This is a genomic window from Streptomyces sp. NPDC020490, from assembly GCF_044335305.1.
Classification (GTDB): domain Bacteria; phylum Actinomycetota; class Actinomycetes; order Streptomycetales; family Streptomycetaceae; genus Streptomyces.
Genome location: NZ_JBIRUY010000007.1, coordinates 140,668 through 161,725 on the forward strand (window position 1 = coordinate 140,668; position 21,058 = coordinate 161,725).

At 70.9% G+C, this 21,058-nt stretch carries 14 protein-coding genes and 1 pseudogene; 7 read left to right on the forward strand and 8 right to left on the reverse strand.

Translation table 11 applies throughout. The features are described 5' to 3' along the window. Window positions 1-75: 75 nt before the first annotated feature. From ACH4ZX_RS10450 to ACH4ZX_RS10470, 5 genes are all read right to left on the reverse strand, one after another. Entirely contained in the window at window positions 76-747 is a 672-nt protein-coding gene (locus ACH4ZX_RS10450) for a FadR/GntR family transcriptional regulator (protein ID WP_360752144.1), read from the reverse strand. A gap of 144 nt (window positions 748-891) precedes the next feature. Next, entirely contained in the window at window positions 892-2,508 is a 1,617-nt protein-coding gene (locus ACH4ZX_RS10455) for an FAD-dependent oxidoreductase (protein WP_398270548.1), read from the reverse strand. Window positions 2,509-2,517: 9 nt separating this feature from the next. Further along, a complete protein-coding gene (glpK, locus tag ACH4ZX_RS10460) occupies window positions 2,518-4,077 on the reverse strand; it encodes a glycerol kinase GlpK (RefSeq protein WP_398270551.1) in 1,560 nt (519 codons plus the stop codon). 67 nt (window positions 4,078-4,144) lie between these two features. Then, the gene (locus ACH4ZX_RS10465) at window positions 4,145-4,939 is read right to left on the reverse strand and encodes an MIP/aquaporin family protein (RefSeq protein WP_398270553.1); all 795 of its coding nucleotides are present in this window, start codon (window positions 4,937-4,939) and stop codon (window positions 4,145-4,147) included. A gap of 369 nt (window positions 4,940-5,308) precedes the next feature. After that, window positions 5,309-6,073 (reverse strand): IclR family transcriptional regulator, encoded by a 765-nt coding sequence (locus ACH4ZX_RS10470; RefSeq protein ID WP_398270556.1) that lies wholly within the window; start codon window positions 6,071-6,073, stop codon window positions 5,309-5,311. Window positions 6,074-6,529: 456 nt separating this feature from the next. Between ACH4ZX_RS10470 and metH the strand changes: the two genes are divergently transcribed. The 3 genes from metH to ACH4ZX_RS10485 all read left to right on the forward strand — a co-directional run bounded on the left by metH (window position 6,530) and on the right by ACH4ZX_RS10485 (window position 12,980). Further along, complete coding sequence (gene metH, locus ACH4ZX_RS10475) at window positions 6,530-10,042, forward strand: methionine synthase (RefSeq protein ID WP_398270559.1); 3,513 nt, start codon at window positions 6,530-6,532, stop codon at window positions 10,040-10,042. Between the two features lie 196 nt (window positions 10,043-10,238). Beyond that, on the forward strand, window positions 10,239-10,982 hold the full coding sequence (locus tag ACH4ZX_RS10480; RefSeq protein WP_398270562.1) for an HAD family hydrolase: 744 nt from the start codon (window positions 10,239-10,241) through the stop codon (window positions 10,980-10,982). A gap of 393 nt (window positions 10,983-11,375) precedes the next feature. Next, window positions 11,376-12,980, forward strand: a complete 1,605-nt coding sequence (locus ACH4ZX_RS10485; RefSeq protein WP_398270565.1) for an ABC transporter substrate-binding protein — start codon at window positions 11,376-11,378, stop codon at window positions 12,978-12,980. A gap of 106 nt (window positions 12,981-13,086) precedes the next feature. On the opposite strand, the gene ACH4ZX_RS10490 is transcribed toward ACH4ZX_RS10485, so the two are convergent. Then, window positions 13,087-13,758 carry a response regulator transcription factor gene (locus tag ACH4ZX_RS10490; protein ID WP_020141342.1) on the reverse strand — a complete coding sequence of 224 codons (672 nt, stop codon included), beginning with the start codon at window positions 13,756-13,758 and terminating at the stop codon, window positions 13,087-13,089. A gap of 14 nt (window positions 13,759-13,772) precedes the next feature. Further along, window positions 13,773-14,772, reverse strand: a pseudogene (locus ACH4ZX_RS10495) (RecB family exonuclease). Between the two features lie 174 nt (window positions 14,773-14,946). On the opposite strand from ACH4ZX_RS10495, the gene ACH4ZX_RS10500 reads away from it, so the two are divergent. The 3 genes from ACH4ZX_RS10500 (at window position 14,947) to ACH4ZX_RS10510 (ending at window position 18,597) form a co-directional block, all read left to right on the forward strand. After that, a complete protein-coding gene (locus ACH4ZX_RS10500) occupies window positions 14,947-16,719 on the forward strand; it encodes a site-2 protease family protein (protein WP_398270569.1) in 1,773 nt (590 codons plus the stop codon). Window positions 16,720-16,900: 181 nt separating this feature from the next. Continuing rightward, window positions 16,901-17,803 carry a tRNA (adenine-N1)-methyltransferase gene (locus ACH4ZX_RS10505; protein ID WP_061921269.1) on the forward strand — a complete coding sequence of 301 codons (903 nt, stop codon included), beginning with the start codon at window positions 16,901-16,903 and terminating at the stop codon, window positions 17,801-17,803. Between the two features lie 218 nt (window positions 17,804-18,021). Continuing rightward, complete coding sequence (locus ACH4ZX_RS10510; RefSeq protein WP_398270573.1) at window positions 18,022-18,597, forward strand: hypothetical protein; 576 nt, start codon at window positions 18,022-18,024, stop codon at window positions 18,595-18,597. A 58-nt stretch (window positions 18,598-18,655) separates the two neighbouring features. Here the strand turns inward: ACH4ZX_RS10510 and ACH4ZX_RS10515 are convergent, their stop codons facing one another. Further along, window positions 18,656-18,976 carry a ferredoxin gene (locus ACH4ZX_RS10515; protein WP_398270575.1) on the reverse strand — a complete coding sequence of 107 codons (321 nt, stop codon included), beginning with the start codon at window positions 18,974-18,976 and terminating at the stop codon, window positions 18,656-18,658. Between the two features lie 243 nt (window positions 18,977-19,219). On the opposite strand from ACH4ZX_RS10515, the gene arc reads away from it, so the two are divergent. Continuing rightward, window positions 19,220-20,986, forward strand: coding sequence for a proteasome ATPase (gene arc, locus ACH4ZX_RS10520; protein ID WP_398270578.1), 1,767 nt, complete (start codon window positions 19,220-19,222; stop codon window positions 20,984-20,986). Window positions 20,987-21,058: the final 72 nt, after the last annotated feature.

A 21,058-nucleotide genomic window follows, 5' to 3' on the forward strand; every position in this document is an offset into this window, starting at 1 on the left:
CAGCCCCCTTGCACGGGGGAGTGAACGGATCACTGCCCCGATCACCACCCCGGAACACCCGTCGCCACGCGCCCCTCACAGGGTCGACCGCAGCCACTGCTCCACGCTCGCGATGTGCACGGTCGCCCAGGAGCGGGCCGTCTCCGCGTCGCGGTCGCGCAGGGCCGTCAGGATCGCCCGGTGCTCGTGCAGGGTGCGGCTGACCGCGTCCTGCTGGGTCAGCCCGCGCCAGATCCGGGCCCGGGTGGTCGGCCCGGACAGGCCGTCGAGCAGGGAGCAGAGCACCGAGTTGCCGGCGCCCTGCACGATGCTCCGGTGGAACTCGAGGTCGCTCGCGACCAGGTCCTCCACCGACGGGTTGTCGCCGAGCTCGTCCAACTGGGCTGAGAGCGCGTCCAGTTGCTGCTCGCTGATGCGGGAGGCGGCCATCGCCGTGGCGGCGGGTTCCAGGATGCGGCGCACGGCCAGGAACTCCAGGACCGTGTCGTCCCGGTGGAAGTCGACGACGAAGCTCATCGCCTCCAGCAGCAGCTGCGGGTCGAGGCTGGTGACGTACGTGCCGTCGCCCTGCCGCACGTCCAGGATCCGGATGAGCGACAGCGCCCGCACGGCCTCCCGGAGCGAGTTGCGGGACAGCCCGAGTTCGGCGGCGAGTTCGCTCTCCTTGGGCAGCCGGTCCCCGGGGCGCAGCGCGCCGGAGACGATCATGTCCTTGATCTTCTCGATCGCCTCGTCGGTGACTGCCATGCCGGGCCTCCCTGTGGTTCCGCTCGCCCTCGAGACATCGGATGTCTCAGGGTCAAGTATGCGGTCCCGCGGGCCCGGCCGGACGCCGAACGATCAAGCCGGCGAAGGGGACCCCGCCCGCGGGGCCCCCTTCGCCGTCCGCGCCTACTTCTCGTCGAGCAGCGTCCGCACCTTCGCGCGCACGTCGTCCGTGGCCAGGCCGCGGATCGTCAGCGTGGTGCGGCGCCGCAGCACGTCGTCCGCCGTCTCGGCCCACTCGTGGTCCCGGGCGTAGACGACCTGCGCCCAGATCTCCGGGGCGTCCGGGTGGACGCGCTCGCCCAGCTCCGGCCGCTCGTTGGCGAGGCGGGCGATGTCGAAGGCCAGCGAGCCGTAGTGGGTGGCCAGGTGCCGGGCGGTGTCGGCGGCCATGCGCGGACCCGGCGCCGGACGGTCCACCAGCAGCCGGTGCGCGACCGCGCGCGGGTTCGCCACCCCCGGCAGCGGCAGCCGCCTCGGCAGGGACGCGACCGGCTCGAAGCCGTCGCCCAGCGGGTGACCGGGCAGTTCCTGGAGCTTCTTCATCACCGTGCGGCCTATGTGCCGGAACGTCGTCCACTTGCCGCCCGCGACGGACAGCATGCCGCCCCGGCCCTCGGTGACGACCGTCTCCCGCTTGGCCTTCGCCGTGTCGCCGGGCCCGCCCGGCAGCACGCGCAGACCCGCGAAGGCGTACGTGATCAGGTCACGGTCGAGCTGCTGGTCCCGGACGGAGAACGCGGCCTCGTCCAGGATCTGGGCTATGTCCTTGTCGGTCACCGCGACGTCCGCCGGATCGCCCTCGAACTCCTCGTCGGTGGTGCCGAGCAGCAGCATGTCCTCCCAGGGGAGGGCGAAGGTGATGCGGTACTTGTCGATCGGGGTGGCCAGCGCGGCCTTCCACGGGGAGGTGCGCTTGAGGACCAGGTGCGCGCCCTTCGACAGCCGGATCGACGGGGCGGCCTTCGGGTCCTCCATGCGGCGCAGGTGGTCCACCCACGGGCCGGTGGCGTTGAGCACGAGGCGGGCGTCCACCCCGAACTCGTCCCCGGACAGGCGGTCGCGCAGCTCCGCGCCCGTCACCCGGCCCCGGGTGAAGCGCAGTCCGGTGACCTCGGCGTGGTTGAGCACCACCGCGCCCGACTCGACGGCCGCGCGGACCGTCATCAGCGCCATGCGCGCGTCGTTCATCTGGTCGTCGCCGTACACGGCCACGGCCTTGAGGTTCTCGGTGCGCAGCTCGGGCACGTCCTGCGCCGCCCGCGCGGGGCTGAGCAGGTGGCCGACGCCGTCCCCGAACGCCGACAGCATCGAGTACGCGAACACGCCGGCCCCGAGCTTCGCGGCGCCGTGCGGCCCGCCCTTGTACACGGGGAGGTAGAAGGTGAGCGGGTTCGCCAGATGGGGGGCCACCTGGCGGGAGACCGCACGGCGCTCGAAGTGGTTCTCCGCCACCAGCTTCACCGCGCCGGTCTGCAGGTAGCGCAGACCGCCGTGGAGCAGCTTGGAGGAGGCGGACGACGTGGCGCCGGCGAAGTCGCCGGCGTCGACCAGGGCCACCCTGAGGCCGGACTGCGCGGCGTGCCAGGCGGTGGAGATGCCCAGGATGCCGCCGCCGATCACGAGAAGGTCGTACGACGCCCTGGCGAGCTGCTCCCGGGTCTCGGCTCGGCTCGGGTTTGCGCCGGACGCCGGGCGCGTCCCCAGGGCAGGCACGGACTGCAGGGTGGACTGAGTGGTCATGTCGGGTTCTTACTCCTCGTCCTCGAGCCAGCCCATGGTCCGTTCGACGGCCTTGAGCCAGCTCTTGTACTCACGGTCGCGGGTCTCCGCGTCCATGCGGGGGGTCCACTCGGCGGCCCGGCGCCAGTTGGCGCGCAGGTCGTCGGTGCTGGTCCAGAAGCCGACGGCGAGGCCGGCGGCGTAGGCGGCGCCGAGGCAGGTGGTCTCGGCGACCATCGGGCGCACCACGGGCGCGTCCAGGACGTCCGCGAGGGTCTGCATCAGCAGGTTGTTGGAGGTCATGCCGCCGTCGACCTTGAGGGCGGTCAGCTCGACGCCGGAGTCCTTGGTCATCGCGTCGCTGATCTCCCGGGTCTGCCAGGCGGTGGCCTCCAGGACGGCGCGCGCCAGGTGCGCCTTGGTGACGTACCGGGTCAGGCCGGCGATCACACCGCGGGCGTCGGGGCGCCAGTACGGGGCGAACAGGCCGGAGAAGGCCGGTACGAAGTAGGCGCCGCCGTTGTCCTCGACCGACAGCGCGAGCGTCTCGATCTCGGCCGCGGTGGAGATCAGGCCCATCTGGTCGCGCATCCACTGCACCAGCGAACCGGTGACGGCGATCGAGCCCTCCAGGGCGTAGACCGGGGTCTCGTCGCCGATCCGGTAGCCGACCGTGGTCAGCAGGCCGGAGTAGGAGTTGATGATCTTCTCACCGGTGTTCATCAGCATGAAGGTGCCGGTGCCGTACGTCGACTTCGCCTCGCCCTCGGAGAAGCAGGTCTGGCCGAACAGGGCCGCCTGCTGGTCGCCGAGCGCGGAGGCGACCGGGATGCCGCCGAGCAGCTCGCCCAGCTTGCCGCCGGTGATCTCGCCGTACACCTCGGCCGAGGAGCGGATCTCCGGGAGCATCGCCATCGGGACGCCGATGGACTCGCAGATCTTCGGGTCCCACTCCAGGGTGTGGAGGTTCATCAGCAGGGTGCGGGAGGCGTTGGTGACGTCGGTGACGTGCCGGCCGCCGTCCACGCCGCCGGTCAGGTTCCAGATGACCCAGCTGTCCATGGTGCCGAAGAGGATGTCGCCCGCCTCGGCGCGCTCGCGCAGGCCGTCGACGTGGTCGAGCAGCCAGCGGGCCTTCGGGCCGGCGAAGTAGGAGGCCAGCGGCAGGCCGGTCTCGCGGCGGAAGCGGTCCTGGCCGACGTTGCGGCCGAGTTCCTTGCACAGGGCGTCGGTGCGGGTGTCCTGCCAGACGAGGGCGTTGTGGACGGGCTCACCGGTGTTCTTGTCCCACAGCAGCGTGGTCTCGCGCTGGTTGGTGATGCCGATGGCCTTGATGTCGTCGCGGGTGATGCCGGCCTTCTCGATGGCTCCGGCGACGACCTCCTGGACGTTGGTCCAGATCTCGGTGGCGTCGTGCTCCACCCAGCCCGGCTTCGGGAAGATCTGCTCGTGCTCCTTCTGGTCGACGGCGACGATGCGGCCGTCGCGGTCGAAGACGATGCAGCGGGAGGAGGTCGTGCCCTGGTCGATGGCGGCGATGAAGGGGCCGTGGCCGTGGGACGAGATGCCGGCGGTGTGGGCGTCGGTCACTGTGTGCTCCTGGAAGGTCCGTGGTCGAGGGGCTGCGCGTACGGCACGCGCTGGAGGTCCGGTGTGTCTAGGCGAACGCGGCGTTGTAGATGCCGGCGGCTGTCGCGCCGCCGATCAGCGGGCCGACCACCGGGACCCAGGCGTAGCTCCAGTCGGAACCGCCCTTGTGGGGAAGGGGCAGCAGTGCGTGCACGATACGCGGGCCGAGGTCGCGGGCGGGGTTGATGGCGTAGCCGGTCGGGCCGCCGAGGGACAGGCCGATCGAGACCACGACGAGCGCGGTGATCAGCGCGCCCAGGGTGCCGAGGCCCTTTCCGCTGTCGTTGAGGCCCTGCGTCAGGACGGCGAGGACCAGCACGATCGTGCCGATGATCTCCGTCGCGAGGTTCTGCACCACGTTGCGGATCTCCGGACCGGTGGAGAAGACGCCGAGCACCGGGCCGGCGCCCTTCTCCTGCGCCTCCACGGCCTTGGCCGCGGTGGCCTGCGCCCCGGGACCGCCGACGATCTCCCGGTCGGTGAGGTGGGCGTGGAACTGCCCGTAGTAGGCGATCCAGACCAGCGTCGCGCCGATCATGGCGCCCAGGAGCTGTCCGGCCCAGTAGGCCGGGACGTCGCTCCAGTCGCCGTCCTTGATGGCGAGGGCGAGCGTGACGGCCGGGTTCAGGTGGGCGCCGGACAGGGGCGCCGAGGTGTAGACCGCGGTGAGCACGGCTAAGCCCCACCCTAAGGCGATGGCGAGCCAGCCGGCGTTGCGGGCTTTGGAGGCCTTCAGCGTGACGGCGGCGCAGACGCCGCCGCCGAGCAGGATGAGTACGGCGGTACCGATGGTCTCGCCGATGAAGATGTCGGAGCTGGACACCCGCGACTCCTTTGTCCTTCGTCCAGGGAAGCCGGAACCCCGGGGTCCCTCCGGGGGTTCGGCGCCCTCAGGGGTGAGAGCGATGCCGGCCCTTGGCGTTGTCACACTCTAGCGTGAATTGCCGGTAGGTGTTCGACAATGCCGACCGCTGGACGGGAGTCTCGCTGGGGGGTCACGTGTGCGTCAATAGTTTGTTTACCGAAAATATGATCGTTACTCGTTGTCATGAGCTGTCGATCTTCCTGGTCAGTGCCCACGGCGGGGTGTACGGGCGCGCGTGACGGTCGGGAAGTTTGCCGCTTTTGTCGGCACATGTCGATGGCCGGAACGCCACCCGGCATTCCGGCCGCCGTTCGCATCCCGCGCCGGTCAGAACCGCCCGGCGCCCAGATCCCGCGACACCGCACGCGCGCAGTCCCGCACCGCCGCGATCAGCTCCGGCCGCAGCTCACCGTCCCGGCACAGCCGCTCCACCGCGCCCGTGATGCCGACCGCGCCCACCGGCATGCGCCGCCGGTCGTGGACGGGCGCGGCGATGGCCGCCACGCCCTCCCAGGTCTCCTCGACGTCCGCCGCGTAGCCACGCGCGCGCGTGATGTCGAGGATGTGCTCGAAGCCCTCCAGGTCGCACACGGTGCGCTCGGTGAAGGCCTTGCGGTCGGCCTCCAGTGCCTCGCTGTGCGCGACCGGGTCGTACGCCGACAGCACCTTGCCCAGGGCCGTGGAGTGCAGCGGCTGCATCGCCCCGATCTCCAGTACCTGCCGGCTGTCGTCGGGCCGGAAGACGTGGTGCACGACCAGCACGCCGTGCTGGTGCAGGACTCCCAGGTAGACGCTCTCGCCGCTGGAGCGGGCCAGGTCGTCCGTCCACACCAGGGCCCGCGCCCGCAGCTCGTGCACGTCGAGATACGTGGTGCCCAGGCGCAGCAGCTCCGCCCCCAGCTGATAGCGCCCCGACGCCTCGTCCTGCTCGACGAAGCCCTCCTGCTGCAGGGTGCGCAGAATGCCGTGGGCGGTGCCCTTGGCGAGGCCCAGCGAGGAGGCGATGTCCGACAGGCCGAGGCGTCGCTCACCGCCCGCGAGGAGCCGCAGCATCGCGGCCGCCCGTTCGAGCGACTGGATGTTCCGTGCCATCGCCGTGCTGCCTCCGTCCCCTTCGACCGTCGCCGTGCGAGGTCGCCGCCACTGTTCGGCAATGTCGAACACTACCGGTCGATGTCGACCTCCCGCTAATGGTCGGTCAACACCTGTTGCGTCACTCGTATCCCGCCGGTGCGCCGCCCGTCATCCTCGTCCGCCTCGTGGACGCCACGACCACCGGGGCGGTCGTCCGCCCGCGCACAGCCCCGGTCACCGGGCGGTCGTCCTCGCGGTCGCCCCGACCACCGGGGTGGTCGTCCTCGCGGTCGCCCCGGTCACCCGGGCGGTCCTCCTCGCCACCGCCCCCGGTCACCCGGGCGGTCGTCCGGCCCGTGGACGTCCCGACCGCCGGACGGCCGACCCGGTTACTCTGACGTGGTGCGCCCGCCGCGGAGAGTTCCGCGGGCGGACGCAAAGCCGACAGCCGTCGCACCTCAAGGGAGCCCCTTCATGGCCTCGTCGCCGCCGACCCCTTCCGCCGACAGCCGGACCCGTGTGTCCGAACTCCGTGAGGCGCTGGCCACCCGTGTGGTGGTCGCCGACGGAGCGATGGGCACCATGCTCCAGGCACAGGAGCCGACCCTGGAGGACTTCGAGAACCTCGAGGGGTGCAACGAGGTCCTCAACGTCACCCGGCCCGACATCGTCCGTTCGGTCCATGAGGCGTACTTCGCCGTGGGCGTCGACTGCGTCGAGACCAACACCTTCGGCGCCAACCACGCCGCCATGGCCGAGTACGAGATCGAAGGCCGCGTCTTCGAGCTGTCCGAGGCCGGCGCCCGCATCGCCCGCGAGGTGGCCGACGAGTTCACCGCCGGTGACGGCCGCCGCCGCTGGGTCCTGGGCTCGATCGGCCCCGGCACCAAGCTGCCCACCCTGGGCCACGTCCCCTACACCACCCTCCGCGACGGCTTCCAGGCCAACGCCGAGGGGCTTCTCGCCGGCGGCGCCGACGCCCTGATCGTCGAGACCACCCAGGACCTGCTGCAGACCAAGGCCTCGATCCTGGGCGCCCGCCGCGCCATGGAGGCCACCGGCGCCGAGGTGCCGCTGCTCTGCTCGATGGCCTTCGAGACGACCGGCACCATGCTGCTGGGCTCCGAGATCGGCGCCGCGCTCACCGCCCTGGAGCCGCTCGGCATCGACATGATCGGCCTGAACTGCTCCACCGGCCCCGCCGAGATGAGCGAGCACCTGCGCTACCTCGCCCGGCACTCCCGCATCCCGCTGCTGTGCATGCCGAACGCCGGCCTGCCCGTCCTCACCAAGGACGGCGCCCACTTCCCGCTCGACGCGGAGGGCCTCGCCGACGCGCAGCAGACCTTCGTCCGGGACTACGGCCTCTCCCTCGTCGGCGGCTGCTGCGGCACCACCCCCGAACACCTGCGCCAGGTCGTCGAGCGGGTCCGCGGGCTCGCCCCCGCCGAACGCGCCCCGCAGCCCGAGCCCGGCGCCGCCTCCCTCTACCAGACGGTCCCCTTCCGCCAGGACACCTCCTACCTGGCGATCGGCGAGCGCACCAACGCCAACGGCTCCAAGAAGTTCCGCGAGGCCATGCTGGAGGGCCGCTGGGACGACTGCGTGGAGATGGCACGCGAGCAGATCCGCGAGGGCGCGCACATGCTCGACCTGTGCGTGGACTACGTCGGCCGCGACGGCGTCGCCGACATGGAGGAACTCGCCGGCCGCCTGGCCACCGCCTCCACCCTGCCGATCGTCCTGGACTCCACCGAGGTCGACGTCATCCGGGCCGGCCTGGAGAAGCTCGGCGGCCGCGCGGTCATCAACTCCGTCAACTACGAGGACGGCGACGGCCCCGAGTCCCGCTTCGCCCAGGTCACCCAGCTCGCCAAGGAGCACGGCGCCGCGCTGATCGCGCTGACCATCGACGAGGAGGGCCAGGCCCGCACCGCCGAGAAGAAGGTCGAGATCGCCGAACGGCTCATCGCCGACCTGACCGGCACCTGGGGCATCCACGAGTCGGACATCCTCATCGACTGTCTGACCTTCACCATCTGTACCGGCCAGGAGGAGTCCCGGGGGGACGGCGTCGCCACCATCGAGGCGATCCGCGAGCTCAAGCGCCGCCACCCGGACGTGCAGACCACCCTCGGCCTGTCGAACATCTCCTTCGGCCTCAACCCGGCCGCCCGCATCCTGCTCAACTCCGTCTTCCTGGACGAGTGCGTCAAGGCGGGCCTGGACTCGGCGATCGTGCACGCCTCGAAGATCCTGCCGATCGCCCGCTTCAGCGAGGAGGAGGTCACCACCGCCCTCGACCTCATCCACGACCGCCGCAGCGACGGCTACGACCCGCTGCAGAAGCTGATGGCCCTGTTCGAGGGCGCCACCGCCAAGTCCCTGAAGGCCGGAAAGGCCGAGGAACTGGCCGCGCTGCCGCTGGAGGAGCGCCTCAAGCGCCGCATCATCGACGGCGAGCGCAACGGCCTGGAGGCCGACCTCGACGCCGCGCTCCAGGACCGGCCCGCCCTCGACATCGTCAACGAGACGCTGCTGGACGGCATGAAGACCGTCGGCGAGCTGTTCGGCTCCGGCCAGATGCAACTGCCGTTCGTCCTGCAGTCCGCCGAGGTCATGAAGGCGGCCGTCGCCCACCTCGAACCGCACATGGAGAAGACCGACGAGGCCGGCAAGGGCACCATCGTGCTGGCCACCGTGCGCGGCGACGTGCACGACATCGGCAAGAACCTGGTCGACATCATCCTGTCCAACAACGGCTACAACGTCGTCAACCTCGGCATCAAACAGCCGGTCTCCGCGATCCTGGAGGCGGCCGAGGAGCACAAGGCCGACGTCATCGGCATGTCCGGGCTCCTGGTCAAGTCCACCGTGATCATGAAGGAGAACCTGGAGGAGCTCAACCAGCGCGGCCTGGCCGCCGCTTACCCGGTCATCCTCGGCGGCGCCGCCCTCACCCGGGCGTACGTCGAGCAGGACCTGCACGAGCTGTACGAGGGCGAAGTCCGCTACGCCCGCGACGCGTTCGAGGGACTGCGCCTGATGGACGCCCTCATCGGCGTCAAGCGGGGCGTACCCGGCGCGAAACTGCCCGAGCTGAAGCAGCGCCGGGTACGCGCGGCCACCGTCGAGGTGGAGGAACGGCCGGAGGAGGGCCACGTCCGCTCGGACGTCGCCACCGACAACCCCGTCCCCACCCCGCCCTTCTGGGGCACCCGCGTCATCAAGGGCATCCAGCTCAAGGAGTACGCGAGCTGGCTGGACGAGGGCGCGCTGTTCAAGGGCCAGTGGGGCCTGAAGCAGGCCCGCTCCGGCGAGGGACCGACGTACGGGGAACTCGTCGAGAGCGAGGGCCGGCCGCGGCTGCGCGGCCTGCTGGACCGGCTCCAGACGGAGAATCTGCTGGAAGCGGCCGTCGTCTACGGCTACTTCCCCTGCGTCTCCAAGGACGACGACCTCATCGTCCTGGACGAACAGGGCAACGAGCGCACCCGCTTCACCTTCCCCCGCCAGCGCCGCGGCCGCCGGCTGTGCCTGGCCGACTTCTTCCGCCCGGAGGAGTCGGGCCAGACGGACGTCGTCGGATTCCAGGTCGTCACCGTCGGCTCCCGCATCGGCGCCGAGACGGCCCGCATGTTCGAGGCGAACGCCTACCGCGACTACCTCGAACTGCATGGCCTGTCCGTTCAGTTGGCCGAAGCGCTCGCCGAGTACTGGCACGCGCGCGTCCGCGGCGAACTCGGCTTCGCGGGCGAGGACCCGAGCGACATCGAGGACATGTTCGCCCTCAAGTACCGGGGCGCCCGCTTCTCCCTCGGCTACGGCGCCTGCCCGAACCTGGAGGACCGCGCCAAGATCGCCGACCTGCTCCAGCCGGAGCGCATCGGCGTCCACCTGTCCGAGGAGTTCCAGCTGCACCCCGAGCAGTCCACGGACGCGATCGTGATCCACCACCCGGAGGCGAAGTACTTCAACGCCCGCTGACCGGCCCCGCCGGGGCCGCACCGGCACACACCGGGGACACCCCCGGCCGCACTGCCGGTGTGCCCCGGCACGCCCGTTTCAAACGAGGCGCTTCGCCCGCCACAGTCGTACACTGGTCGGTCCACCGCAGGCCGGTTGCTCACCTTTGCGAAAAAGGGGCAGCCGGCCTGATCGTCCCTCAAGGAGGTGCGCCCGGATGACCAGTACGGTCCCCGCGCCCGGAACCCTTCCCCAAGCCCTCGGCTCCGCTCGAGCAACGGATACCCCGACGGCCCACAACCCGGGCTCAGCCCTGCAGGCCGTGCTCCTGGACATGGACGGAACCCTGGTGGACACCGAGGGGTTCTGGTGGGACGTCGAGGTGGAGGTCTTCTCCCGCCTCGGCCACGCCCTGGACGACTCCTGGCGCCACGTCGTGGTCGGCGGCCCCATGACACGCAGCGCGGGCTTCCTGATCGAAGCCACCGGCGCCGACATCGACCTCGCCGAACTCACGGTCCTGCTCAACCAGGGGTTCGAGGAGCGCATCGCCGACGCCCTGCCGCTGATGCCGGGCGCCGCCCGGCTGCTCGCCGAACTCACCGAGTACGCGGTCCCGACCGCCCTGGTCTCCGCGTCCCACCGGCGCATCATCGACCGCGTCCTCGGCTCGCTCGGGTCCCACCACTTCGGGCTGTCCGTCGCCGGCGACGAGGTGCGGCGCACCAAGCCGCACCCCGATCCGTACCTGGTCGCGGCGGCCGGACTGGGAGTGGACCCGACCAGATGCGCGGTCGTGGAGGACACCGCGACCGGTGTCGCCGCCGCCGAGGCCGCGGGCTGCCACGTGGTGGCCGTGCCGTCGGTCGCCCCCATCGCGCCCGCCGAGCGGCGCACGGTGGTCTCCTCCCTGGAAGCGGTCGACCTGGCCTTCCTGCGCGGCCTGATGCCCACCCGCTGACGCGGGCGCGCAAGAGCGTTCACCCTGAGTCTCCAGAGCCGGCGGATGACCGAATTCCGCTCCCTCGTACAATGTTTGACCATGTGACGTTCCCCACTCACCAGGCGGTCGACAGGACGGCCGAGGTGTGCTGTTCACCCCCATTCGGGGGTGTCCGGCGTGCCCTTGTGTCCTGATTGGTGGAACCCTGCACGAATCCTTCCGCTGTCGGGTTTTCGGTGTGTCCACACCCGGTTTCGCTGCGTGATGGCAGATCGCCCCCGGTGACCGCGAACCCCCGTGCGGGCGCGCACTAATCTCGTCGCGAGAACATCAACCCCTACCCCCGTGCATCCGCATCGACACCCCCGCATGCCGGATACACGGACCTCACAGCTCTGGAGAAACTCGAGCATGAACCGCAAGACTTTGGTGCTGCCGGCCGTGGTCGGCCTGCTCGCGCCGGTTCTCGCCGCCTGTGGTGGGTCCGACAGCGGCAGTGACGGCGGGGATGCGATCGTCGTCGGCACCACGGACCGGTTCACCGCCACGAAGGACGCCCCGGCGCCGCTCGACCCCGCTTACGCCTACGACGTCGGCACCTGGAACATCCTGCGCCAGACCGTGCAGACCCTGATGATCCAGCCGAAGGGCGAAGGCGACCCGGTGCCCGAGGCCGCCCAGAGCTGCTCGTTCACCGACTCGGGCAACGAGCGCTACGCCTGCAAGCTGCGCGACGGCCTGAAGTTCTCCAACGGCGACAAGATCACCGCGGCCGACGTGAAGTACTCCATCGACCGCGCCCGCGCCATCAAGGCCGACTCCGGCGTCTTCGCCCTGCTGTCCACCATCGACACCGTCGAGACGCAGGGTGACAACGAGGTCATCTTCCACCTCAAGACCGCCGACGCCACCTTCCCCTTCAAGCTGTCGACTCCGGTCGCGGGCATCGTCAACCCCGACGACTACGAGAAGGACAAGCTGCGCGACGGCTTCGACGTCGACGGCTCCGGCCCGTACACCCTGCACGCCGACGTCAAGAACGACGAGATCGTCAAGGCCACCTTCACCAAGAACCCCAACTACAAGGGCGTCCTGAAGGTCAACAACTCCAAGGTCGACATGGTCTCCTTCGCGGACGCCACGAAGATGGGCGACGCCCTGGACAAGGGTGACATCGACGTCATGACCCGCACCATGTCGCCGCAGCAGATCCAGGCGCTGTCCACCAAGTCGGGCGGCAGCGTGGACCTGGTGGAGATGGCCGGCCTGGAGATCCGCTACCTCGCCTTCAACACCAGCGCCCCGACGGTGAAGTCCAAGACCGTCCGCCAGGCGATCGCCCAGCTCATCAACCGCGGCGAACTCGTCTCCAAGGTCTACGGCACCCAGGCCGAGCCGCTCTACTCGATGGTCCCGGCGAGCATCACCGGGCACTCCAACTCGTTCTTCAACAAGTACGGGGACCCGAGCGTCGCCAAGGCCAAGGCCCTGCTGACCGCGGCCGGCATCACCTCCCCGGTCAAGCTGACCCTGCACTACACGACCGACCACTACGGCCCCGCCACCAAGAAGGAGTTCGAGGTCCTGCGGCAGCAGCTCAACGACAGCGGGCTGTTCGACGTCGCCATCAAGGGCGCGCCCTGGGAGACCTTCGTCCCGGCCGAACGCAAGGGCGAGTACGACGTCTTCGGCATGGGCTGGTTCCCGGACTTCCCGGACGCCGACAACTACCTCGCGCCCTTCCTCGACAAGGACAACTTCCTCAAGTCGCCGTACCGCAACAGCACCGTCATCAACAGCCTGATCCCGGAGTCCCGCCGCGAGGCGGACCGGGTCGGGGCGGCCAAGAGCCTCACCGAGATCCAGGACGCCATCGCCGAGGACGTCCCGCTGCTGCCGCTGTGGCAGGGCAAGCAGTACGTCGCCTCCGGCGACAAGGTCACCGGCACCGCGTACGCGCTCAACTCCTCCTCCACGCTCCAGCTGTGGGAGCTCGGCCGCGGCGTGGGCGGCTGAGACTCACCCCCGCCCTCCGGCAGCCCGGCAAGGGCCTGAGCGGCGACCGCTGAAAACACCGAGGGCGCCCCTTCCACGGAAGGGGCGCCCTCTTCGCCGTCCGGCCCTACTGCGCGCCGGGACGCACCAGCCCGCTCTCGTACGCGTACACCGCGGCCTGCACCCGGTCGCGCAGGCCCAGCTTGGTCAGCACATGGCCGACGTGCGTCTTGACCGTCGTCTCGCTGACGAACAGGTCGGCGGCGATCTCCGCGTTGGACAGACCGCGGGCCACCAGCTTCAGCACCTCCACCTCGCGGTCGGTGAGCGTGTGCAGCGTGTCCGGCACCGGCTCGTCGCCCGAGGGCAGATGCGTGGCGTACTTGTCGAGCAGCCGCCGCGTGATGCTCGGCGCGAGCATCGCCTCGCCCGCGGCCACCACCCGGATCGCCTGCACCAGCTCATTGGCGGGCGCGTCCTTCAGCAGGAACCCGCTGGCACCCGCCCGCAGCGCCTCCACCACGTACTCGTCGAGGTCGAAGGTGGTCAGCACCAGCACCTTCGCCGGGCCGTCCCGCCCGGGCCCGGTGATCTGCCGGGTCGCCTCCACGCCGTCCATACGCGGCATACGGATGTCCATCAGGACCACGTCGGGCTGCAGGGCCCGTACCTGGTCGAGGGCCTGGAGGCCGTCTCCGGCCTCGCCGACGACCGCGATGTCCTGCTCGGCCTCCAGGATCATCCGGAACCCGGTACGCAGCAGCGGCTGGTCGTCGACCAGTAGGACGCGGATGGCCACGTAAGTCTCCTTCGCTAGTCCGGCCCCATTCTGCCCTGCGTCCGCTCAGCCACCGGACCCGGACGCCCGGACCGGCAGCGGATACGGCGGGGGAGTGCCGCCGAACTCCGGGCAGTGCGCCCGGTGGTCGCACCAGCCGCAGAGCTTCGTCGGCCGCGGCCGCCAGTCACCCGTCTCCGTCGCCAGCCGGATCGCCTCCCACAGCGCCAGCAGCTTGCGCTCCACACGCTCCAGGTCGGCGAGCACCGGGTCGTACGTCAGCACGTCCCCACTGCCCAGGTACACGAGCTGGAGCCGGCGCGGGACCACCTTCTTCAGCCGCCACACCACCAGCGCGTAGAACTTCATCTGGAACAGGGCGCTCTCCGCGTACTCGGGCCGGGGAGCCTTGCCCGTCTTGTAGTCGACGATCCGCACCTCGCCCGTCGCCGCCACGTCCACCCGGTCGATGATCCCGCGCAGCCTCAGCCCGGAGGCCAGCTCCGCCTCGACGAACAGCTCCCGCTCGGCGGGCTCGAGCCGGGTCGGGTCCTCCAGCGTGAACCAGCGCTCGACGAGCTGCTCGGCCTCCGCCAGCCACCGGGCGAGCCGCTCGCCGTCGGCATCGTCCCGGAACAGTTCCGCGACCTCCGGCCGGGCCTCCCGCAGCCGGTCCCACTGCCCGGGGACGAGCGACCGGGCGCGGGGCGCGGTCCGCTCGGCCGCCGGGGCGTCGAAGAGCCGCTCCAGGACCGCGTGCACCAGGGTCCCCCTGGTGGCCGCCTCGCTGGGCTTCTCCGGCAGCCGGTCGATCACACGGAACCGGTACAGCAGAGGGCACTGCATGAAGTCACCGGCCCGGGACGGCGACAGGCTGGTGGGCGCACCGGCCGCCGGCTCCCGCACACCCGCCGTGCCCACCGCACTCACCGCTTCGGCCGTCACCACCGCCGCCGGCTCCGCCGGAACCGGCGCCCCGGCCCGTGCGGCGCTGTCGCCGGGGGCCTGCGCCGCGTCCTCCGTGCTCGTCTCCATGCCCCAGACCTTACGGCCCGCCACTGACAGTGACCCAGCCGCGGCCGTGACAGGTGCGACGGAGGGTGAAACACGGGGGGTGCCGGGGCGGAACGCGCCCCGACGGACGCATACCATCGACCCGAGACCCTTCCGCCCGGCAGGCGCGGGAGACGCTGCGAACGAGGGGACACCGTGGACGAGAGCGGCGGGAGCGGGCAGCCGCGCACCGGCACCGACGAGTCGGCCGACCACCTCGCGGGAACCGCGACCCCGGCCGACACCGAGGGCGGCACCACGGCGGCCGACGACACGCAGACGCCGGCGACGCGCCCCGCCCCCACCCCGACGCCGTCCGGCGAACCCGCGGAAGCGGCACCGCCGTCCGGCGGCAACGGTGTCACCGCGCAGACCGAGGACGGTACGCCGGCATCCGCGCCCCGGCCGACGGACACCCCGGAGCCGGACCCCGGCACCGGCGGACCCGCCCCCTCGACCGGCACGCCCGCCCACCCCGCGTCCCCGGCCGAGCACCGCCCGGCCGGCGCCGAGGACACCGCCGCGCAGGACCACCCCTCCGCACACCGGCCGGACACCCCGCCCACCACCGGCCACCCGACCCGAGGCGACCACCCGGCCCCCGCCGACCACGCTGCCCCCGCCGACCACCCTGCCGCCGGCCACCCGGCAGCCCGCCCCGGCCACCCGGCAGCCCGCCCCGGCCACCCGGCCGCCCCCCACCCCACCGGCACCGGGAGCCGCACGCCGGCGCACTCCGCGGGCGGAGGCGTCAAGAACCCGCCGCCGCAGCGGCCCGAGCCGCGCGGCGGACTGCTGATGGGGCGCCCGTTCGGCGTGCCGGTCTACGTCGCGCCCAGCTGGTTCCTCGTCGCCGCCCTGATCACCTGGGTGTTCGGCGGACAGCTCGAACGCGTGCTGCCCGAACTCGGCGCCGCCCGCTACCTCGTCTCCCTCTTCTTCGCGGTCGCCTTCTACGCCTCCGTCCTGGTCCACGAACTGGCCCACACGGTCGCCGCACTGCGCTTCAAACTCCCGGTCCGCCGGATCCAGCTCCAGTTCTTCGGCGGCGTCTCCGAGATCGAGAAGGAGGCCGAGACCCCCGGACGGGAGTTCGTGCTCGCCTTCGTCGGCCCGCTGCTCTCCCTCGTCCTGGCCGGCGTCTTCTACCTGGCCATGCAGCCCGTCGAGCCCGGCACCGTCCCCGGCGTCCTGCTCGCCGGCCTGATGGTCTCCAACCTGATCGTGGCCGTCTTCAACCTGCTGCCCGGCCTCCCCCTCGACGGCGGCCGCATGCTCCGCGCCGTCGTCTGGAAGATCACCGGCAAGCCCATGAGCGGCACCGTCGCCGCCGCCTGGGTCGGCCGCGCCCTCGCCGTCTCCGTCCTGATCGGCCTCCCGCTGCTCACCCAGTCCGGAGCCCTCGGCAGCAACGCCGAGGACAACGTCGGCATGGACACCGTCACCGACGCCCTGCTCGCCGCCATCCTCGCCGCGATCATCTGGACCGGCGCCGGCAACAGCCTGCGGATGGCCCGGCTGCGCGAGCACCTGCCGGAACTGCGCGCCCGCAACCTCACCCGGCGCGCTGTCCCCGTCGAGACCGACACCCCCCTGTCCGAGGCCCTGCGCCGCGCCAACGCGGCCGGCGCCCGCGCCCTGGTCGTCGTCGACCCCGACGGCACCCCCCTCTCCCTCGTCCGCGAGGCCGCCATCGTCGGCGTACCGGAACACCGCCGCCCCTGGGTCGCCGTCAGCGGCCTCGCCCAGGAGCTGACCGACGGCATGCGCGTCTCGGCCGAACTGGCCGGAGAAGACCTCCTGGACGCCCTGCGCGCCACCCCGGCCACCGAGTACCTGGTGGTGGAGGAGACCGGCGAGATCTACGGCGTCCTGTCCGCCGCCGACGTGGAGCGCGCCTTCGTCAAGGCCATGGCCAGGCCCTCGTAGCGGCCCCCGGCCAAGCCCTCGTAGCGGCCCCAGGCCCGGCCCGGCCGGCGCCCCCCGGCCCGGCTCGCCCAGCGCCCCCCGGCCCGGTCCGCCCAGAGCCCCCCGGCCCTGCTCGCCCAGCGGCCGTCGGCCCGCCCCGGCCGTGGTCGGCGGGGCCCGCAAAGGCCGGTAGGCTGTTCACATGTCCGAACCGACCGGTGCCGCCCGCAGGCGCGGGCCCTTCAAGGTCGGGGACCAGGTTCAGCTGACCGACCCCAAGGGCCGCCACTACACGTTCACGCTCGAAGCCGGGAAGAACTTCCACACCCACAAGGGTTCCTTCCCGCACGACGAACTGATCGGCGCTCCCGAGGGCAGCGTTGTCCGCACCACCGGGAACGTCGCCTACCTCGCGCTGCGCCCCCTGCTCCCCGACTACGTCCTGTCCATGCCCCGAGGGGCAGCCGTCGTCTACCCGAAGGACGCGGGGCAGATCCTCGCCTTCGCCGACATCTTCCCCGGCGCCCGCGTGGTCGAGGCCGGCGTCGGCTCCGGCTCGCTCAGCAGCTTCCTGCTGCGCGCCATCGGCGACCAGGGCATGCTGCACAGCTACGAGCGCCGCGAGGACTTCGCGGACATCGCCCGGCAGAACGTGGAACGCTACTTCGGCGGCCCGCACCCCGCCTGGCAGCTCACGGTCGGTGACCTCCAGGACAACCTGAGCGACACCGACGTCGACCGCGTCATCCTCGACATGCTCGCCCCCTGGGAATGCCTGGAGGCCGTCTCCAAGGCGCTCGTGCCCGGCGGCATCCTGTGCTGCTACGTCGCGACCACCACCCAGCTCGCCCGGACCGTCGAGTCCATCCGCGAGATCGGCTGCTTCAACGAGCCGACCGCCTGGGAGACGATGATCCGCAACTGGCACATCGAGGGCCTGGCCGTCCGCCCCGACCACCGGATGATCGGCCACACCGGCTTCCTCCTCACCGCCCGCCGCCTCGCCGACGGCGTCGAGCCGCCCATGCGCCGCCGCCGCCCCGCCAAGGGCGCCTACGGCGAGGACTACGCCGGCCCCAACGCCGACGGAGGCACCGGCCGCTGAGGCCACCCGGCCGCGGTCAACGTACGAGCGCCGCCGCGGAGTTCCCCAGCACCCTCCGGAACTCCGCGGCGGCGCTCGCGTGTTGACAGAACAGCACAAAGCGAACGAACCCGGGCGGGGGCCGTCCCGGCCGTGCACCCCGCCGTTCCTTCACACTGTGACGTGTGGCACGATGCAGGCCACCCCCACCGGCACAGCCCTCACAGGAGACACTCCTAGTGCAGCACTCCGCCGTCCCGGAACTGGCCCACACCCAAACCCGCCCGATCCACTGGCTCGCCACCGCCACGGCCGTGGCCGGCGTGATGGCCGTGTCCTCGCTCCTGCAGCCCGGATCGGCGACGGCGGCACAGCCGGCCGGCCACGACACCAAAGCCGTCCACGCGGCCACCCCGCCCGGCACCGCGGGCGTCGACTTCCCGATCACCTGCGGTCCCGTGAAGGCCGTGGTGCAGAAGAAGGCCACCGGGGACCTCGACGGCGACGGCAGGCCGGAGACCGTGGCCGTGGTGCACTGCGACGCCCCCATGGGCACCCCGCCCGACGGCGTGTACGTCCTCACCCGCACCGCCCACGGCGACAAGGCGCGCGTGGTGGCCACCCTCGTCGACCCCAAGGACGGCGACACCGTCGGCGATCTCGCGGTGCGCGACGGCGCCGTCCTCGCCACCCTCCTCGGCTACTCGTCCGACGACGTGCCCCGCTGCTGCCCCGACCAGACCGACAAGGCGAAGTGGGCCTGGAAGGACGGCGCCTTCGTCCGCTCGACACCCGCCGGCACCCGGAGCGTGTGACCGGCGCCACCGGCGCTTGTGAGAAATCAGACAACCGTCACGCGAGGTGACACCTCTCTCACTCCGCGTCCGGGCCGTACACCTCCACCTTGTCCAAAACGCGCCGTACATGGATGCACTCGCCCGGACACTCCTTCGCGGAGTCCACCACGTCCGTCAGCAGCGGCAGCGGCACCGGTGCCGTGGCCCCCCTGTCCTGGAGCAGCTCGTCGTCGCCGCCCTTGACGTAGGCCAGACCGTCGATGTCCAGCTCGAACACCTCCGGCGCATACTGGGCGCAGATGCCGTCACCGGTACACAGGTCCTGGTCGATCCAGACCTCCAGTGCCGCACCGTCGGCCCCGGCCACCTGCTGCACGGCCTCCTGCTGCACGCTCATGTCTCCTGCCGTTTGGCTGACGAGCCGACGGGAATCAGGCCAGCTCTGAAGGGTGTTGAACACTTCGACCCTACCTTCGCCCGCTTTCCAATCATGTTCGGTGGGTATTCCCCTGGCGTGAGGGAGAGCGCAAGGGTGAAGATCGGACACACCCCGACCGTCTTTGTGATCTAGGGGTTTCAATCGACACCCACCCAGGTAGGGTCTGGAAGCGTCCAGCTCCCCTTGGAGGAGGTGAGGACCGTGGCAGCCCACGACGACGACATGAACCGCGGCATCCGCCCGGGACGAGGGTCCGACGACCCCGACGGGCAGATTGCCTACCTTGAGCAGGAGATCGCCGTCCTGCGACGCAAGCTCGCCGACTCTCCGCGACACACGAGGATTCTCGAAGAGCGGATCGTCGAGCTGCAGACCAACCTGGCCGGCGTGTCCGCGCAGAACGAGCGGCTCGCCAACACGCTCCGTGAGGCCCGCGACCAGATCGTGGCCCTCAAGGAAGAAGTCGACCGGCTCGCGCAGCCACCGGCCGGCTTCGGTGTCTTCCTGCAGGCCAACGAGGACGGCACCGCCGACATCTTCACCGGCGGCCGCAAGCTCCGGGTGAACGTCAGCCCCAGCGTCGAGCTCGACGGGCTCCGGCGCGGCCAGGAAGTGATGCTCAACGAAGCGCTCAACGTGGTCGACGCCATGGAGTTCGAGCGCGTCGGGGACATCGTCACCCTCAAGGAGATCCTCGAGGACGGCGAACGCGCCCTGGTGCTCGGGCACACCGACGAGGAACGGGTGGTACGGCTCGCCGAGCCGCTGCTGGACGTCACCATCCGCGCCGGCGACGCCCTGCTGCTCGAACCCCGTTCCGGATACGTCTACGAGGTCGTCCCCAAGAGCGAGGTCGAGGAACTCGTCCTCGAGGAAGTCCCCGACATCGGCTACGAGCAGATCGGCGGCCTGGGCAACCAGATCGAGGCCATCCGCGACGCGGTCGAGCTCCCGTACCTCTACCCCGACCTGTTCAAGGAGCACGAACTGCGGCCGCCCAAGGGCGTCCTGCTGTACGGGCCCCCCGGATGCGGCAAGACGCTCATCGCCAAGGCCGTCGCCAACTCGCTGGCCAAGAAGGTCGCCGAGGTCACCGGCCAGGCCGCCGGCAAGAGCTTCTTCCTCAACATCAAGGGCCCCGAGCTGCTGAACAAGTACGTCGGCGAGACCGAGCGGCAGATCCGCCTCGTCTTCCAGCGTGCCCGGGAGAAGGCCAGCGAGGGCACACCCGTCATCGTCTTCTTCGACGAGATGGAATCCCTCTTCCGCACCCGCGGCTCCGGCGTCAGCTCGGACGTGGAGAACACCATCGTCCCGCAGCTGCTCGCCGAGATCGACGGCGTCGAGGGCCTGCAGAACGTGGTCGTCATCGGCGCCTCCAACCGCGAGGACATGATCGACCCGGCCATCCTGCGCCCCGGCCGGCTCGACGTGAAGATCAAGATCGAGCGTCCGGACGCCGAGGCGGCGAAGGACATCTTCGGGAAGTACCTCACCGAGCGCCTTCCGCTCCACGCGGACGACCTCGGCGAACACGGCAGCGACAAGGCGGCCACGGTCGAGAGCATGATCCAGACCGCCGTCGAACACATGTACGCCGAGTCCGAGGAGAACCGCTTCCTGGAGGTCACCTACGCCAACGGCGACAAGGAAGTCCTCTACTTCAAGGACTTCAACTCCGGCGCCATGATCGAGAACATCGTCGGCCGCGCCAAGAAGATGGCGATCAAGGACTTCCTCGACCACAACCAGAAGGGCCTCAGGGTCTCCCACCTCCTCCAGGCATGCGTGGACGAGTTCAAGGAGAACGAGGACCTGCCCAACACCACCAACCCGGACGACTGGGCCCGGATCTCCGGCAAGAAGGGCGAACGGATCGTCTACATCCGCACCCTCATCACCGGAAAGCAGGGCGCGGACACCGGACGCTCCATCGACACGGTGGCGAATACCGGTCAGTACCTCTAAAAGTCAGGGCGGCTGCGGGTGCCCTCAGCGGGTACCCGCAGCCGAGTGCTTTCCGGGCCACTGCCGGAGCAA